Origin of the sequence: Pseudomonas sp. NPDC088368, from assembly GCF_044753445.1 — a bacterium.
GTDB lineage: Bacteria > Pseudomonadota > Gammaproteobacteria > Pseudomonadales > Pseudomonadaceae > Aquipseudomonas > Aquipseudomonas bambusae.
The window spans coordinates 24,101-40,832 of record NZ_JBIVNG010000001.1 but is presented as its reverse complement, the minus strand read 5'-3'; the positions used below and the strand labels follow the sequence as shown (position 1 = coordinate 40,832).

Sequence of the window (16,732 nt, the reverse complement as noted above, 5' to 3'; positions counted from 1 at the left end):
CATAAGCGCTGACGCTTAGATGTAGAACGATTTCAGCGGCGGGAAGCCGTTGAATTCAACAGCGCTGTAGCTGGTGGTGTACGCACCCGTGGACAGCCAGTACAAGCGGTCGCCGATGGCCAGGTTCAGTGGCAAGCCGTACTTGTAGTTCTCGTACATGATGTCGGCGCTGTCGCACGTTGGACCGGCGATCACGACTTCTTCGACTTCGCCTTTCTTCTCGGTCCAGATCGGGAACTTGATGGCTTCGTCCATGGTTTCGATCAGGCCGGAGAACTTGCCCACGTCGGTGTAGACCCAACGCTCGACGGCGGTACGCGACTTGCGCGCAACCAGTACGACTTCGCTGACCAGGATACCGGCGTTGGCGATCAACGAACGGCCCGGTTCCAGAATGATTTCCGGCAGGTCATCACCGAAGTCTTCCTTCAGGAAGCGGATGATTTCTTCAGCGTAGGTTTCCAGGCTGTTGGTACGGGTGATGTAGTTCGCCGGGAAGCCGCCACCCATGTTGATCAGCTTGAGTTCGATGCCGTCTTCTTCTTTCAGGCGCTCGAAGATCACCTTCACTTTGGCAATCGCGGCGTCCCACACGGAGATGTCGCGCTGTTGCGAACCCACGTGGAAGGAGATGCCGTAGGGCACCAGACCCAGGTCACGGGCCAAGATCAGCAGGTCCATCGCCATGTCGGTCTGGCAGCCGAATTTGCGCGACAGAGGCCAGTCAGCAGTGGTTGAGCCTTCGGTCAGAATACGCACGTAGACTTTCGAACCCGGCGCGGCCTTGGCGATGTTGCGCAGGTCGGCTTCGGAGTCGGTCGCGTACAGACGTACGCCCTTCTCATAGAAGTAGCGAATGTCCTTGGATTTCTTGATGGTGTTGCCGTAGCTGATGCGATCCGGGCCAACGCCACGGTCCATCACTTTGTCCAGCTCGTAGATCGAGGCGATGTCGAAGCTCGAACCTTTCTCTTTGAGCAGGTCGATGATTTCGACGGCCGGGTTGGCCTTGACCGCGTAGTAAACCTTGGCGAATTCGAAACCGGCACGCAGGTCATCGTAGGCCTGACTGATCATGGCCGTATCGATGAGCACGAACGGGGTTTCTTGCTTGTCGGCGAACGCCTTCATTTTAGCGAAGGTGCTTTTCTCGAAATAATCTTCGACCTGGATCGACATGCGGGGGACTCCTGTTGGCAAACGGAAAAAAACAATGGGTGCAAATGAACGTCCTCCGTATCCCCACTTTGGTTCGCCTACTTCCCAAGGCCGTTGACCGAAAGCAAAAAGGCCATCCGGTCATGTATCTCCGGTTGGCCTTGCTGTCTCGTCGTCAGTACTTGAGCCGGATGGATCGTTTCCAGCATGGACGTTCGGCGCGAACTTTAGGACCTGAAGGGCTGGAGATCAACAAAAAATGTCGCGTTTCTGCCCGTTTTTGCCAGACGGGCCTGCACGCTCGTTCAATCACCCTGTAGTAACCGACCGATGTGACAGGCTGATGTTCCCGGTGATCGAACAGGCAGACGAACGCACTGCAGCGGCACGACTTGCCAGCGGCTGTGATTTCAATGGCGCTGCCCCCGGCGAGCCAGGCGGCTAGCGAGGTGGGTCTCAGGCGAGAGAGAAGCGTTGTGGGTGCCATCCCCTCGCGAATGAATTCGCTCCTACAGGTCGATTGCATTTCAACCGTTAGAGGTGGCAAGTCGTGCCGCAATAGAGGCTGAACGCGGGCTGACGGTGGGAGCGAATTCATTCGCGAAGGCGTGGGATCAGGCGATGGGGCTGCGTCTGATCCCGTTACCTTAAACCGACGCCGCCTGCTCCGCCGCTTCTGCTGGCGAAACGATGTTGGTCTTCTTGCCGCGCGATTGCCCTGAACTCAGGTACGCCGCAATTGACTCCTGCGTCACTTCGCCCAGGAACACGTTCTCGGCGTCCAGCACCGGCAGCCATGCGCGGTTGAACTCGTACATGCGCGACAGCAGGATGCGCAGGTGTTCGTCGTAGGCGGCGGTTGCGTTGAATGGGCGCAGGTATTGCTCGCAGGTGCCGGTCTGGCGGTGCAGGTCGCGGCGACGCACGTAGCCCATGGCCTTGTTCGCGGCGTCGGTGACGACCACGTAGCGGCGGTCGTTTTCGTCCATCGCTTCCAGGGCATCGGCCACCGGCGTCTCCGGGCTGACGCTCGGCGCGTTGTCGGCGGCGTCTTCGGCTTTCACCAACAGCAGACGCTTGAGGGTGCTGTCCTGCCCGACGAAGTTGCTGACGAAATCGTCCGCCGGGTGCGCCAGCAGCGTGTCCGGGTGATCGATCTGCAGCAGCTTGCCTGCGCGGAAAATCGCGATCTTGTCACCCAGCTTGATGGCTTCGTCGATGTCATGGCTGACCATGATCACGGTCTTGTTCAGCGCACGCTGCATCTCGAAGAATTCGTTCTGGATCATCTCGCGGTTGATCGGGTCAACCGCACCGAACGGCTCGTCCATCAGCAGCAACGGCGCATCGGCCGCCAGTGCGCGAATCACGCCGATCCGCTGCTGCTGGCCACCCGACAATTCGCGCGGATAGCGATGCAAATACTGCTTCGGCTCCAGCTTGATCATGCTCATCAGCTCGCGAGCGCGGTCGTGGCATTTCTGTTTGTCCCAGCCCAGCAATTTGGGCACGACCACGATGTTCTCCTCGATGGTCATGTTGGGGAACAGGCCGATCTGTTGAATCACGTAGCCGATGTTGCGGCGCAGGGTCACCTCGTCGAGCTGAGTGGTGTCTTCGCCATTGATCAACACCTTGCCGGAGGTCGGCATGATCAGGCGGTTGATCATTTTCAGCGTCGTACTTTTGCCGCAACCCGATGGGCCAAGGAACACGCAGATTTCGCCTTCATTGACCGTCAGGCTCACGGAATCGACGGCTTTCACTTCCTTGCCGTTGCTCTGGAACGTCTTGGTGAGGTCTTGCAGTTCGATCATGGTCTTGGCAGTCATTTGAGCAATCCTTTTGGAGTCAGCGAGCGTTGCAGCCATTGCAGAAGCAGGTCAGCGAAGATGGCCAGAATGCTGACCAACACGGCGCCGACGATGAGCATCGACATGTCGCTGCGGCTGATGGAAGCGAGGATGAGGACGCCGAGGCCACCGGCACCGATGGTGGCGGCGATGGTCATGACGCCGATGTTCATGACCACGGCGGTGCGCACACCGGCGAGGATCACCGGCACGGCGATGGGCAGCTCGACCATGCGCAGACGCTGGCCGAAGGTCATGCCGATGCCGCGGGCGGCTTCGCGAATGCCGGGTTCGACGCCGGTCAGCGCCAGGTAGGTATTGCGCATGATCGGCAGCAGCGAATAAAGGAACACCGCCGTGATCGCAGGCAATGGCCCTAGGCCCTGGCCGAACTTGGAGTAGAACGGCAGCAACAACCCGAACAGGGCAATCGACGGCACGGTCAGCAGCACCGTCGCGCTGGCTTGCAGCGGACCGGCCAGCGCCGGAAAGCGGGTCATGACCACGCCCAGCGGTACGCCCACCAGAATCGCCAGCGTTACTGCGATGCCGACGAGGGTGATGTGTTGCAGGGTCAGGTGAAACACCTGATTCCAGTCCAGATGGGAGAAAGCGCTGAAGAAGCTCATAGTTTCTTCTCCTGTTGCTCTACCGGCGTCTGTTTGATCGGCACGCTGTCAGCGGAAGGATTGATCGGATGGCTGCGCAGGAAATCCGCCGCCACGACAGTAGGACTTTCGTGGTTGACGTCGATGCGCGCGTTGAGATCGATCATGGTCTGGTTATCCAGCAGCGCAGCCAGCGGCTTGAGCTGTTCGGCCAGTTGCGGGTGCTTGTCCAGGTACTCTTTGCGAATCACCGGCGCGGCGGTGTAGTCCGGGAAGTAGTGCTTGTCGTCGTCCAGCACCTTGAGCTTGAACGCATTCAAGCGACCATCGGTGGTGTAGACCAGACCGGCGAATACTTGCCCGTTCTTCAAGGCGGTGTACACCAGACCGGCGTCCATCTGGCGCGTGTTCTCGCGGCCCAAGTTCATATCGTAGTGCTTGACCAGCCCCACCAGCCCGTCGGAACGGTTAGCAAATTCAGTGTCGAGCGCGACGATATGACCCTGTTTGGCTTCGTCTTTAAGTACAGCCGTCAGGCCCGAAACATTGGTGATCTGCGGGTACTGCTGCGCGATCTTGTCCGGCAGCGCCAGCGCATAGGTGTTGTTGAACTTGGACGGCGACAGCCACACCAGGCCCTTCTTCGCGTCCAGTTCCTTGACCCGTTGATAGGTCTGCTCACTGTTCAGCTTTTCGTCGATGTGGTTGTACGAAACCAGCGACACCCCGGTGTATTCCCAGAGCATGTCGAGCTGACCGGATTCCTGGGCACTGCGCGCCAGGTTACTGCCCAAACCGCCGGTGATCTGGACCTGATAGCCCTTGTCGCGCAGGTATTGCGCGGTCAATTCGGCGAGAATCGTCTGTTCGGTAAAGACCCGTGCGCCGATGCGCAACACCGGCATCTCGGCCGCCTGGGCGAACCCGGACAGCAGCAGGCCCGCGCCCACTATTAATGTGCATAACTTCTTCATGCGAATTCCTTTCTCTGCGCGGCCCGTTAGCGAGCCAGGCCACGTTCCAGCCAAAGACGACTCGCCAGGGTCACGGCGCCATCGAGCAACAGGGCCAGCAGCGCGGTACACGCGGCGCCCAGCACGAGTTGCGGCTGATTGTTCAGGGCGATGCCCGGGAAGATCAGGCTGCCAAGGCTGTTGGCGCCGATCAGGAACGCCAGTGGCGCGGTCCCGACGTTGATCGCCAGCGCGACCCGCACGCCGCCGATGATGATCGGCACGGCATTGGGCAGCTCGACGCGCCACAACACCTGACGCGGTGTCATGCCGATGCCGGTGGCGGCTTCTTTAAGAGAACCCTGAACGTTTTTCAGGCCTTCGTAAGTGTTGCGCACGATGGGCAACAGTGAGGCGAGGAACAGCGCGAAGATCGCAGGTCCGCTGCCAATACCCAGGACGCCCAGGGCGATGGCCAGCACTGCAAGAGGGGGAACGGTGTTACCGATGTTGAAGATCTGCATGAAACGTTCGGCGCGGCCAACCATGTTCGGTCGGCTAAGCACAATGCCGGTCGGGATTCCGACCACCAGTGCCGCCACCATGGACGCCAGCACCAACATGACGTGGGCTTGCAGGTAGAACAGCAGATCATCCTGATACTGCTTGAGTGTATCGATGCCGATCCAGTGGATCAGCAGGGCCAGGAGTACGACAGCGGTCGCACCTCCCATCAGCCCCTTGCCATAGCGATTAGCCACGGGCGGACTCCTTATTTCAGTCGGCGAACGCCTCGCGTGAACGGCCATTTCTGACCATCTGCGAACGTTCGCGAAGAGCAGCGGGTGGGTCGCCGGAAAGGGTTGAACCTCGGCGAAAACACGAGCCATGAGCGCAGCTTCGTCAAGCTAACTTGCTGATTTTGCGTCCCTTGGCGGTTTGCATTGCCAGGGAGTGGACGTCTCCGGAACCGCAAAGGTTCCCACGCGAGATGCTATTTGGCCACCCTTGATTGACTGAACGGTTCGGATATTGCTTTCGTTTGAGCTATAATCGCCGCCCTTTTTTGAATCACCTCTCGGGCGATTTCCCATGACCAGACAGGCCGCCGAAGTCGCGAAACGCCGCACTTTCGCCATTATTTCTCACCCTGACGCCGGTAAGACCACCATCACCGAAAAGCTGCTGCTGATGGGCAAGGCGATTGCCGTCGCCGGTACGGTGAAATCCCGCAAGTCCGACCGCCATGCCACCTCCGACTGGATGGAGATGGAAAAGCAACGGGGTATTTCCATTACCACGTCGGTCATGCAGTTCCCGTATCGCGAACACATGATCAACCTGCTCGACACCCCGGGCCACGAAGACTTCTCGGAAGACACCTATCGCACTCTGACCGCAGTGGACTCGGCGCTGATGGTGCTCGACGGCGGTAAGGGTGTAGAGCCGCGAACCATCGCCCTGATGGACGTCTGCCGTCTGCGCGACACGCCAATCGTCAGCTTCATCAACAAGCTCGACCGCGACATCCGCGACCCTATCGAACTGCTGGATGAAATCGAAGCGGTCCTGAAGATCAAAGCCGCCCCGATCACTTGGCCGATTGGCTGCTACCGTGACTTCAAGGGTGTTTATCACCTGGCCGACGACTACATCATCGTCTACACCGCCGGTCATGGTCATGAGCGTACCGAAACCAAAATCATCGAGAAGCTGGACTCCGACGAAGCCCGCGCCCACTTGGGCGACGAGTACGAGCGCTTCATCGAGCAACTGGAACTGGTGCAGGGCGCCTGCCACACCTTCGATCAACAGGAATTCCTCGATGGCCAGTTGACCCCGGTGTTCTTCGGGACCGCACTGGGCAACTTCGGTGTCGATCACGTGCTCGACGCCGTCGTGGACTGGGCGCCGAAGCCGTTGGCACGGGTGGCCAACGAGCGCACCGTCGAGCCGGTGGAAGAGAAGTTCTCGGGCTTCGTGTTCAAGATTCAGGCGAACATGGACCCCAAGCACCGCGACCGTATCGCGTTCATGCGCATCTGTTCGGGCAAGTACGACAAGGGCATGAAAATGCGCCACGTGCGGACCGGCAAGGACGTGCGCATCGGCGACGCGCTGACGTTCTTCTCCAGCGAGCGTGAACAGTTGGAAGAAGCCTACGCGGGCGACATCATCGGTCTGCACAACCACGGCACGATCCAGATTGGCGACACCTTCACCGAAGGCGAGGGGCTGGGCTTCACCGGCATTCCGCACTTCGCCCCGGAACTGTTCCGCCGCGTACGTCTGCGTGATCCGCTGAAATCCAAGCAACTGCGTCAGGGTTTGCAGCAACTGGCCGAAGAAGGCGCCACCCAGGTGTTCTTCCCGCAGCGCAGCAACGACATTATTCTCGGCGCCGTCGGTGTGCTGCAGTTCGACGTGGTCGCGAGCCGCCTGAAGGAAGAGTACAAGGTGGAATGCTCCTACGAGCCGATCACCGTGTGGTCTGCGCGCTGGATCGATTCGAGCGACAAGAAGAAGCTCGAAGAATTCGAGAACAAGGCGGTGGAAAACCTGGCACTGGACGGCGGCGGTCACCTGACCTACCTCGCGCCAACGCGGGTCAACCTGAGCCTGATGGAAGAGCGCTGGCCAGACGTGAAATTCCGTGCGACGCGTGAGCATCACTAAGCAAATGACCTGAAGGCCTGATGGTTCTCACACTGTGGGAGCGAATTCATTCGCAAGACTCACGCTCAGACGATAATTTTCTGTCGTCTGTACCGGCGTCTCGCGGATGAATCCGCTCCCACAGTGGTTGGCGGGGCTGACTGGCTCTGCTCAAAGCACAAAACCATAAGACCGCGCTGATCCTGCCCTACTTCACAACCTTCCCTACGCCTCGCCCTCTCGGGTCCGACGCAGTTTCGACTTTCGTGCCGTCGATCTTGATCGCCTGAATGTTGCCCATCGACCAGCCCTGATCTTTCAGCGTGTAGCCCATTGCCTTGAGTTCGTCGGCGACTTTCTCGTTCAGCGGCGCAAATTTCTCGGTGTAGATCGTGTCTTTCGGCAGCAGTTGATGGTGAACCCGCTCCGCAGCGACGGCGTCTTTCAGGGGCATGTGGAAGTCATACAGGTTGTTCAACACCTGAAACACGGTGGTGAAAATCCGTGAGCCGCCCGGCGTGCCCAACACCAGTGTCACGGCGCCGTCCCGGGTCACCAGACTCGGGCTCATGGACGACAGCATGCGCTTGCCCGGTTCGATGGCGTTGGCGTCACCACCGACTACGCCGAACGCATTCGCCACACCCGGTTTGGAACTGAAATCGTCCATCTCGTCGTTCATCAAAAAGCCCGCACCCTTGACCACCACGCCGCTGCCGTAATCCCAGTTCAGGGTGTAGGTGTTGCTGACGGCGTTGCCCTTGGCATCGACGATGGAGAAGTGGGTAGTCTGGTGCGATTCAAGCCCGGCCTTCACGTTCTCGGTGGGGGAAATGGCGGTCGGGTTGATCTCGCGAGCACGATCGGCCAGGTACACGTGATCAATCAGCTCGTTGACCGGTGCCTTCGAAAAGTCCGGATCGCCCAGGTAGTTCGCTCGGTCGGCGAACACGCGTTTCTCGATTTCTGCGAGCAAGTGAATGTAGCGTGCCGAGTTGAGGGGCACGCCCTTGAAGTCATCGGCCAACTGCTCTTTTATGCCGATCAACTGCGCCAGCGCCACGCCGCCCGAGCTGGGCAGCGGCGCGGTGTAGAGGGTGTTGCCGTTGAAATTGACGTGCAGCGGCTTGCGCCACACGGCTTTGTAGTCGGCCAGGTCCTGTTTGGTGATCAGGCCGTTGTCGGCTTGCATTTGCGCAACGAGCAGGTCGGCGGTCTGGCCCTTGTAGAACTCGTCTGCGCCCTTATCGGCGATGCGCTCCAGGGTTTTGGCGAGTTCGGGCTGACGGAAGGTTTCGCCTTTTTTCATGCTGCCGAAATAGTCACCGAAGTTGGTCTTGCCGTTGAGTTGCTTGATCGCCTCGGCGCCGTACATGTTCTGTTTCTCGGCGACGGTGAAGCCGTTTTTCGCATAGCCGATGGCGGGCGTCAGCAGCTCAGCCCACGGCAATTTGCCGAATTTCTGGTGCGCCTCCCACAACCCCATGACCGTGCCCGGCACGCCGGAAGCACGGGCGCCGATCAGGCTCATGCCGGGAATCACGTTGCCCTTGTCGTCCAGGTACATGTCGCGGCTGGCGGCCTTGGGCGCGGTTTCGCGGTAGTCGATGAAGTACGGTTTGCCATTCATGAAGAGGGTCATGAAGCCCCCGCCACCGATGTTGCCCGCTTCGGGGTAGGTCACGGCCAGGGTGAACGCCGTGGCGACTGCGGCATCGACGGCGTTGCCGCCTTTTTTCAGGATTTGCGCGGCCACTTCAGCGCCGTACTGGTCAGGTGAGGCCACGGCGCCGCCCTCCAGTGCAATGGCGTACACCGGGGAACTGACGGCGAAAATCACCGACAAGGCGAGGGTTTTGAACGTCGCGACTCGCATGGGGCTTCCTTGTGAATGAACAAAGGTCTCAGCTTGTTACAGACGCGCTGTCTGAATGCTGACCAGACTAGCGCTCTGTTGTGTGCGATGTGCGGTAAATATTGCTCAAACGCAAACGGCCACCCGTAGGTGGCCGCTAAACATTGTTGGAGCGCGCTCATTCAAGCGCGGATCATTTCATTGCGAATCCAATCGACCACCGACGTGGTTTTCGGCACCCAGCCCAGCAGCTCACGCGCGTGTTTGCCGCGCACCCGGCTGTTAGAGCCAAGGCCGTAGTTGGCCATTTCATAACCCCACTCGGCTTCGGCGTCTTTCAGCGGCCAGTCCTGCGCTTTGCCCAGCCTCATGGCGTCAGCAATGGCGTTGCTCATGTCGAGGAAGGACGCTTCGCCACTTTCGACAAAGTAGAAAGTCCCGGCCGGGGTCTTCTCCAGCGCCAGTGCGTACAGCTCGACCACGTCATTGATGTGCACGTTGGACCAGATGTTGCCGCCGGTGCCGACGTGACGCACGACGCCGCTCTTGCGCGCCTGCTTGACCAATCGCGGCAACTGCACGCTGTCGCGGTTCACGCCCAGGCTGTGGCCGTAGATCAGCGTGTTGCAGAGGACCGCCGAACGCACACCGTCTTTCGCGGCGGCGAGCACCAGGTTGTCGATGGCCACGCGGGCGGCCTTGTCCGGTGTCGCGGCAGGCAACTGGTCTTCGTAGTAAATCTTGTCGGTGCCTTTGCCGCCCGATGCGTCGCCGACGATGCTCGATCCGCTGGTATGCAAGAAAGGTTTGTTCGAACCTTTCAGGCCTTCGATCAACGCTTCGACGGCACCGCGATGATCGCTGCTGGCCGCGTTGATCACGCCGTCCGCCTGGCGGGCTTGCTCACTAAGCAGGGCGTTATCGTCAAGTGTGCCAATGACCGGGACGATGCCCAGCGCCTTGAGTTCTTCCGCCTGTTCCGCGCTGCGCACCAGACCGGTGACATGATGGCCCTTCCGGACCAGACCCGTTGCGATGGAGCCACCGATAAAACCTGCGGCGCCGGTAATGAAAATGTTCATGAGGTGACTCCCGTGCGTTATTAACGATGGGGCCAGTATCGGCCTGTGGTTCGTTGCGAAAAAGACAGGCCAGCCCAAATGACTTTTGAATTTAACGCACGAATCATCGCGATAAGCCCGACGCGTTTGATTTCGAATCGATCAGTTGGCGGCAGGTTGACGTGGCTAAGGTAAAGAGACGCATGGCTGCGAATACCGTTGCACGGAGCATTGTTCATGAAAGTGATTTCAACCCTGATGGCGATCCTGGTGATCACCCTCGCCGCGCTTTTCCTCCGAAACCTGACAGGCGAGCCCTTTCTCGGCACAGCGCCCGAATCGGTACAGGGGGATGAGGCGTTCCAGGCAGCGCTGAATACGCTACGGGCCTTTCCCGCCACACAATCCGTGCAGGAAGTGAGCGTCGACCCACACGCGATCACCCTGAATCAGAAGATGCTGAAGCTCTCCCTGATCGACCACCCGATCACCGCCACGAAGGTGCGGAGCGAAGAGGTGACGAATCCCGATGGCTCGCAAAGCATCCTGTGGTTCGGCAACCTGGAGCCTCACGCCAGCGTTCAACCCGAGATCCCGCAATGGCAGGACCCGCTTAATTTCATCACCTTGGTTAAATCCGGACAAACTATCACCGGCACGATCAGGCAGGGTTCGCAGCTGTTTGAAATCCGTCCGGTCGGACCAGATCGCCATGTGGTGGTCGTCCTGGACAGCACAAAGATGCCGCCCGAACTGGACAACATCGAGCATGGGAAATCCGCCTCTGATCAGAAGCCCGGCCACACACCCCGCTCCCTCACTCCAACTGCGGACCCTACGCTCACCACCTTCGACGTGATGACGGTCGTGCCACAAAAAACGGTGTCCGACTATCAGGGCGACATGGTGGCATTGGTGCAACTCGCCGTGGCGCTTGCCAATCAGAGCTACATTAACAGCAGGATCGGCATCAAGTTGCGGCTGGTGGCTTATCAGGCCACGTCCTACGCGCCGAACGCCGCGCTCCCGGGCCTTGACCTCGTTCGCCTACAGAACCCGAAGGACGGATACATGGACGACGCGATCACGTTGCGCAATGAAACCCGCGCAGACATTGTCGTTTACCTCTATCACGCCTCCGCTGCCGGTGATGGATCGCTGAGTTGCGGTCAGGCACTGCAAAACGGTTCAGCCGCCGACACCGCGTTCGCCATGGTGAACTACGAATGCATCGCCAACCTCACCTTTACCCATGAGGTCGAGCGGCTGCAATCGCTTCGCTAGACAGGGGCAAACATTGACCGGGCTTCACGCCGCATAATTCGCCAGCTTCTCCTGAATGAAATCCAGAAAGCACTGAATCCTCAGCGCGAGTTGCGAGTTGCGGTAATAGACCGCGTGGATCGGCTGGCGATAGCCGCTGTTGGCCTGTGACAGGACAACTTTCAAACGGCCTAGGCGGATGTCTTCGTGGGTCATGAAGTGCGACAGGCAGACAATGCCCTCCCCCGCCAACGCCAACTGACGCAAGGTCTCGCCACTGGATGCAGAGACCGTCGGCTGAATGAACAGCCGGTCACCCTCGCTGTGCCGCAAAGGCCAGTGATTCAGGGTTTCGGTCTGTGTGAAGCCCAGCAACGAATGCCCGCTCAACGCTTCGACTGTCTTGGGCGTGCCGTGCTTTTTCAGGTAATCGGGGCTGGCGAGGATATTCAGCGGGCTGGAACCGAGTGATCGCGCATGCAGCGTCGAATCGGCCAACGTGCCGATGCGGATGGCGACATCGGTGCTCTGCTCCAGCAGGTCGATGATCAGGTCGTTGCTGTTCAATTCCAGCTGGATGTCCGGGTAGAGCGTCCGGAATTCGGCCACGTAAGGCACGATGGAGTGCAGCATGAACGGCGACGCGGCGTTGATTCGCAGGCGTCCGGACGGTGTCTGTTGGCGCAGCGACATGCGCTCTTCCAGCTCTTCCATTTGCCCGAGGATCTGCTTGGCGCGTTCGAGGAAAAACTTGCCCTCTTCGGTCAGGTCCATGCGCCGCGTGGTGCGGTTGATCAGCGTGGTGCCGAGCTTGGCTTCGAGCCGTGACAAGGTGCGGCTGATAGCCGAAGGCGTCTGACCGATCTGTTCGGCGGCGGCGGAAATCGAGCCGCTTTCGATCACTGAAACGAAGACCTGCAGCTCATCGGACCGGGCCTTCATGGCAGCAGACCCGCCGCGCGGTAGGCCAGGATGGTGGTGTCGAACACGCCGATGTCGCCCCTTCCACGCGCCACCAATTGCGCGCCTTCCACTGCCGCGTAAATCGCCATCGCCTGCTGCTGCGCTTCGTCTTCGGACAGCTGCGGACGACAGGTGGCCAGCACTTCGCTCAGCCACTTCACATTGACGTCGGTGAAGTGATCAACCTCGACCCGCACTTCCGGCGGCAGGTCGTCGTATTCGGCGGCCATGATCCCGCACAGGCACATGCGGTTGTCGTTGACCAACGCCGCCCGAAATATCCCGGTGTAACCTTGTATCCACGTCTCCAGGTCGTCGGAATTGGCGCGCAAATCGCTCAGGTAGGCGAAACCGTCTTCGGTGTAGCGCTTGGCCAAGGCACTGCCAAGATCGCCCTTGGTGGGGAAGTGGTAGTGAATGCTCGCGCTCTTGATGCCGACTTCCTTGGCCAGTTCACGAAAGCTCAAGCCGTTGTAACCACGGGTCTGCACCATTTTGCGGGCGACCGTCATGATCGTTTCTCGGGTGTCCATGTTCATGTTCTGTTACCCCCTTGGCGTGCGATGCCCAACTCACGCCCGGCAAAAAAATTCTGCCTATCGATAGATAGGCATTGACAGCAAATTTCATCTGCGCGCATTGTATACCTACCGATAGATAGACAGCTATGGAGCACGCATGAAAGTTTTCGACATTCCCGGTTTCCCCAATCCCCTGCGCATCCGCATTGTGCTGGCCGAAAAAGGCCTGGCCTCCAATGTGGAGTTCGTAAAGATCGACCTGCCCGCAGCGGAACACAAGCAACCGGCGTTTCTGGCCATCAATCCGACGGGCACGGTACCCGTTTTGCAGCTGGATGATGGCACCTATATTTCCGAATGCACGGCCATCACTGAATACCTCGACAACCTCGACGGCAACCCGACCCTGACCGGCAAGACGCCGAAGGAAAAGGCCGTCATCCACATGATGCAGAAACGTGCGGAATCCGAACTCGCCGACCCGGTGGGCTTTTACTTCCACCACGCCACTCCCGGTCTGGGCGCAGGCTTGCAGCCGTACAAGAGCCCGGATTGGGAAGGCCGCGTGGACTGGGGCAATCGTCAGCGGGACAAAGCCGTCGCCGGCATGAAGTATTTCAACCAGGTCCTGAGCAGCCAGCCATACGTGGCAGGCGATGCGTTTTCCATGGCCGACATTACCGTGCTTGCAGGTCTCGTATTTGCCGGCTTCGCCAGCATCGACATCCCTGAAGAATGCACAGCGCTGAAGTCCTGGCAAGCCAACGTGCAGCAGCGCGCCAGCGTCAGAAGCCCGGCCTGACCACGTGTGCGCCCCGGCCTGCAAAGGGTCGGGGCATTCCTCTAATCCACTGATCTTTCAGCTCTTTTCGAGTACACCCACATGACCGTTTTCAACACCCATTGGGCGTTGCGCCAGACCCTGGCCATCGCCGCGCTGAGCGCTGCCTGTTCGTTTCTGCCCGCTCACGCGAGCACCACCCCGGCAGGCCATCAGGCCGCGCACAGCTACACCCATCAAACCGCGCCGAGCCAATTCGTCGACGTGAACGGCGCACACCTGGCCTACCGTCGTTTCGGCAAAACCGGGGGCGTACCGCTGGTGTTTCTTCAGCACTTTGTCGGCAACCTCGACAGCTGGGACCCGAAGGTCATCGACGGTTTTGCCAAGGACCGCGAGGTCATCCTCTTCGATAACGCAGGCGTCGCCAGTTCGAGCGGTGAAGTGCCGAACAACATCCAGGACATGGCCAAGTACGCTGCCGGTCTGCTCCAGGCGCTGGGTGTGAAGAAGGCTGACTTGTTGGGCTTCTCGATGGGCAGCCTGATTGCTCAGCAAGTGGCACTCGACCATCCAGACGTGGTGCGTCGCCTGATTCTGGTGGGCTCGTCGCCACAGGGCGGTGTGGGCATGGCGTCGCTGACACCTGAATTCCAGGGCTATCTGGCGAAGAAACGCGACGTGCCGGACGAGTTGCTGCTGGACGTGTTCTTCACCCAGAGCGCTGAAAGCCAGGCTTCCGGTCGCGAGTTCCTGACCCGTCTGCGTGCCCGCAAGGTCAACCGGGATGTAGACGTCAACGGCAAGACGGCCCCCGCGCAAGCCGCCGCCATCGCGGGTTGGGGTGCGCCGTCGGACCACGCCAACGACTACCTGAAAAACATCAAGCAACCGACGCTGGTGGTCGCGGGCAGCCACGACATCGTGTTCTACACCGCCAACGACGTGACCCTGCAACAGAACCTGCCGAACGCCCAGCTGGAGATCTACCCCGATTCGAACCACGGGGCGATCTACCAATACCCGGACTTGTTCGTCAAACACGCCACGCTGTTTCTCAACGGCGTGAAGTGATCCCCAAACGCTGCGTTGTCTTCCGACACGCAGCGTTGTTCAGACGCCGAACACCGACGCCAGATGCGCTTCGTAGCGTTTCACGTCAGCCTCGATGTTCGGCACTTTCATCACGTCCACCGCCAGGAAGGTCGGCAGGCCGGTCATGCCGAGGAACTGATTGGCCTTGTGGAACGGGAAGTACACCGCATCCACGCCTTTGCCTTCGAAGAAATCGGTCGGGTCATCGAATGCTTGCTGCGGCGCATTCCACGTCGCCGAAATCATGTACTGCTTGCCCTGCAACAGACCGCCGCTGCCGTATTTCTGCGAGGCGTCGGAACGGGTGCGGCCGTCGTTGGCGTACAGGCTGCCGTAGCCTTCGGTGAAGACTTCGTCGATGTACTTTTTCACGGTCCACGGCGCGCCCATCCACCAGCCTGGCATCTGCCAGACGATCACGTCAGCCCAAAGGAATTTCTGCACTTCTTCAGCGACGTCGTAACCACCGTCGATGAACGTCTGCTGCACGTCGAAACCGGCGCGGTCCATGAAGGCCAGCGCAACGTCGTGCAGGGTGGCGTTGTAGCGGCCGTCGGAATGCGCGAATTGCTTGCCACCGTTGATGAACAGAACCTTCTTCATTGAAAACCTCGTCGTGACTCGATATTGGACCGCTTGCGAAGAAAGGCCGCTGTCGAGCATTGATAAGTGGGATGGGGTGTTGGAATAGAGCGTTGGAATGGACGGCAGACTACCGATCCCGCAGCCGTTGACCAAGCCATGACGAGGCAAAACGCTTTTGCCGTAGACGCACAAATGGACTGCTTATTGTTGACTTAGAATGCCGCCACTTTCATTCAGGAGGCATTATGAGCGACATGCACGGTTTCATCCTTCATGCCCAGACCAAGCCGGAAAAAGCGGCTGAGTTCGAAGCGCTGTTCAGCGGGTATGTGGCGGCAAGCCGCAGCGAAGAAGGCTGCATCGAGTACCACATGCTGCGCGATCAGGAGGACCCGACGCTGTTCATTTTCTATGAGATCTGGCAATCCAAGACGCACCTGGACGCGCATTCAGCGCTGCCACATATGGCCGCGTTTTTCGAGAAGCGCATGGAGTATCTGGAGCGGGATTTCGACGTTCGTCGCGTGGACATGCTCAGCCCGTCGTCTGCGGTTCGCTGATTTCACACACTCAACCGGCGATCATCAGGTGCAGCCCGAGCAGCGCCATGCCGATGAAGAACACGCGCTTGAAGGTCACGGCGCTGATGCGCTGCCGCAGCCATTGGCCGATCATCATGCCCAGCAACGCCGGAATGACCGCCAGCAACGAGGCGCTCATTTCAGCGCTGCCCAGAGCACCGTTCCAGAACAGGCCCGCGCCCAGTGAGAGGCTAGACACGGTGAACGACAACCCCAGCGCCTGCACCAGCTGATTGCGATCCAGCCCGAGGCCTTGAAGATAAGGCACGGCCGGAATCACGAACACGCCGGTGGCCGACGTGATCAGGCCGGTGATCAGCCCACACGCAGGCCCCAGCCAGACTTCCGCGCGGGGCGGCACCTTGAGCGTCGGCAGAAACAGCCCGCACAGCGCGTAGACGAACAGCGCGCCACCCAGCGCCCGACCCATGCTGTGCGCGCCGCCCATACCCAGCACATACGAACCCAACCCCGTGCCGACGGCAATCATCGCCAACAGTGGCCACAGCCGTTTGCAGATATCGCGCAGATGCCCGCCCGTCGCCAGTTGCCAAACGTTGGTGAAGGTCGAGGGAATCAGCAACAGCGCCGCAGCCTGCGTCGGCAACATAGCCACGCCCAATAACCCCATGGCGACCGTCGGCAGCCCCATGCCGATCACCCCTTTGACGGTGCCTGCCAGCAGAAAGGCGAGAAGCACGAGAGCGGTCAGGCTCCAGCCGATGTTTTGATAGAGCGAGAAGAAAGTATTCATGGGGGGATGATGAGCCGATCAGGCAGGGTTTTGAATCTGCGATATA

Annotated in this window: 16 protein-coding genes; 5 read left to right on the top strand and 11 right to left on the bottom strand. The window is 59.6% G+C overall.

The genetic code is table 11. The annotated features are described in order from the left end of the window. Positions 1-15 precede the first annotated feature (15 nt). The 5 genes from ACIQAL_RS00160 to ACIQAL_RS00140 form a co-directional block, all read right to left on the bottom strand. A complete protein-coding gene (locus ACIQAL_RS00160) occupies positions 16-1,179 on the bottom strand; it encodes a type III PLP-dependent enzyme (protein WP_166593760.1) in 1,164 nt (387 codons plus the stop codon). A gap of 626 nt (positions 1,180-1,805) precedes the next feature. Then, a complete protein-coding gene (locus tag ACIQAL_RS00155; RefSeq protein ID WP_166593823.1) occupies positions 1,806-2,975 on the bottom strand; it encodes a betaine/proline/choline family ABC transporter ATP-binding protein in 1,170 nt (389 codons plus the stop codon). Between the two features lie 11 nt (positions 2,976-2,986). Then, positions 2,987-3,640 carry an ABC transporter permease gene (locus tag ACIQAL_RS00150; RefSeq protein ID WP_166593761.1) on the bottom strand — a complete coding sequence of 218 codons (654 nt, stop codon included), beginning with the start codon at positions 3,638-3,640 and terminating at the stop codon, positions 2,987-2,989. Continuing rightward, positions 3,637-4,593, bottom strand: coding sequence for a glycine betaine ABC transporter substrate-binding protein (locus tag ACIQAL_RS00145; protein ID WP_401141190.1), 957 nt, complete (start codon positions 4,591-4,593; stop codon positions 3,637-3,639). The genes ACIQAL_RS00150 and ACIQAL_RS00145 overlap by 4 nt, the downstream gene beginning before the upstream one ends. Positions 4,594-4,619: 26 nt before the next feature. Continuing rightward, positions 4,620-5,333: an ABC transporter permease gene (locus ACIQAL_RS00140; RefSeq protein ID WP_401141187.1), complete on the bottom strand. Its 714-nt coding sequence runs from the start codon at positions 5,331-5,333 to the stop codon at positions 4,620-4,622. 331 nt (positions 5,334-5,664) lie between these two features. Here ACIQAL_RS00140 and ACIQAL_RS00135 point away from each other — a divergent pair, with 331 nt between their 5' ends. Then, positions 5,665-7,248 carry a peptide chain release factor 3 gene (locus ACIQAL_RS00135; RefSeq protein ID WP_166593764.1) on the top strand — a complete coding sequence of 528 codons (1,584 nt, stop codon included), beginning with the start codon at positions 5,665-5,667 and terminating at the stop codon, positions 7,246-7,248. A 187-nt stretch (positions 7,249-7,435) separates the two neighbouring features. Here the strand turns inward: ACIQAL_RS00135 and ggt are convergent, their stop codons facing one another. After that, positions 7,436-9,103 (bottom strand): gamma-glutamyltransferase, encoded by a 1,668-nt coding sequence (gene ggt / locus ACIQAL_RS00130; RefSeq protein WP_401141184.1) that lies wholly within the window; start codon positions 9,101-9,103, stop codon positions 7,436-7,438. 161 nt (positions 9,104-9,264) lie between these two features. Beyond that, positions 9,265-10,164: an NAD-dependent epimerase/dehydratase family protein gene (locus ACIQAL_RS00125; protein ID WP_401141181.1), complete on the bottom strand. Its 900-nt coding sequence runs from the start codon at positions 10,162-10,164 to the stop codon at positions 9,265-9,267. A gap of 216 nt (positions 10,165-10,380) precedes the next feature. Here ACIQAL_RS00125 and ACIQAL_RS00120 point away from each other — a divergent pair, with 216 nt between their 5' ends. Beyond that, a complete protein-coding gene (locus ACIQAL_RS00120) occupies positions 10,381-11,427 on the top strand; it encodes a zinc-dependent metalloprotease family protein (protein ID WP_401141178.1) in 1,047 nt (348 codons plus the stop codon). 24 nt (positions 11,428-11,451) lie between these two features. Here the strand turns inward: ACIQAL_RS00120 and ACIQAL_RS00115 are convergent, their stop codons facing one another. After that, positions 11,452-12,348, bottom strand: a complete 897-nt coding sequence (locus tag ACIQAL_RS00115) for a LysR substrate-binding domain-containing protein (RefSeq protein WP_401141177.1) — start codon at positions 12,346-12,348, stop codon at positions 11,452-11,454. Further along, positions 12,345-12,902, bottom strand: a complete 558-nt coding sequence (locus tag ACIQAL_RS00110; protein ID WP_401141175.1) for a TetR/AcrR family transcriptional regulator — start codon at positions 12,900-12,902, stop codon at positions 12,345-12,347. Before ACIQAL_RS00110 ends, ACIQAL_RS00115 begins: the two co-directional genes overlap by 4 nt. 145 nt (positions 12,903-13,047) lie before the next feature. Here ACIQAL_RS00110 and ACIQAL_RS00105 point away from each other — a divergent pair, with 145 nt between their 5' ends. Beyond that, the gene (locus ACIQAL_RS00105) at positions 13,048-13,692 is read left to right on the top strand and encodes a glutathione S-transferase family protein (RefSeq protein ID WP_401141173.1); all 645 of its coding nucleotides are present in this window, start codon (positions 13,048-13,050) and stop codon (positions 13,690-13,692) included. 81 nt (positions 13,693-13,773) lie between these two features. After that, a complete protein-coding gene (locus tag ACIQAL_RS00100; protein ID WP_401141170.1) occupies positions 13,774-14,745 on the top strand; it encodes an alpha/beta fold hydrolase in 972 nt (323 codons plus the stop codon). A gap of 39 nt (positions 14,746-14,784) precedes the next feature. Here ACIQAL_RS00100 and ACIQAL_RS00095 read toward each other — a convergent pair whose 3' ends face one another. After that, positions 14,785-15,369, bottom strand: coding sequence for an NAD(P)H-dependent oxidoreductase (locus ACIQAL_RS00095; RefSeq protein WP_401141168.1), 585 nt, complete (start codon positions 15,367-15,369; stop codon positions 14,785-14,787). 227 nt (positions 15,370-15,596) lie between these two features. On the opposite strand from ACIQAL_RS00095, the gene ACIQAL_RS00090 reads away from it, so the two are divergent. Next, the gene (locus tag ACIQAL_RS00090; RefSeq protein WP_401141166.1) at positions 15,597-15,911 is read left to right on the top strand and encodes a putative quinol monooxygenase; all 315 of its coding nucleotides are present in this window, start codon (positions 15,597-15,599) and stop codon (positions 15,909-15,911) included. A gap of 10 nt (positions 15,912-15,921) precedes the next feature. Here ACIQAL_RS00090 and ACIQAL_RS00085 read toward each other — a convergent pair whose 3' ends face one another. Next, positions 15,922-16,686, bottom strand: a complete 765-nt coding sequence (locus ACIQAL_RS00085) for a sulfite exporter TauE/SafE family protein (protein ID WP_401141163.1) — start codon at positions 16,684-16,686, stop codon at positions 15,922-15,924. Between the last annotated feature and the right edge of the window lie 46 nt (positions 16,687-16,732).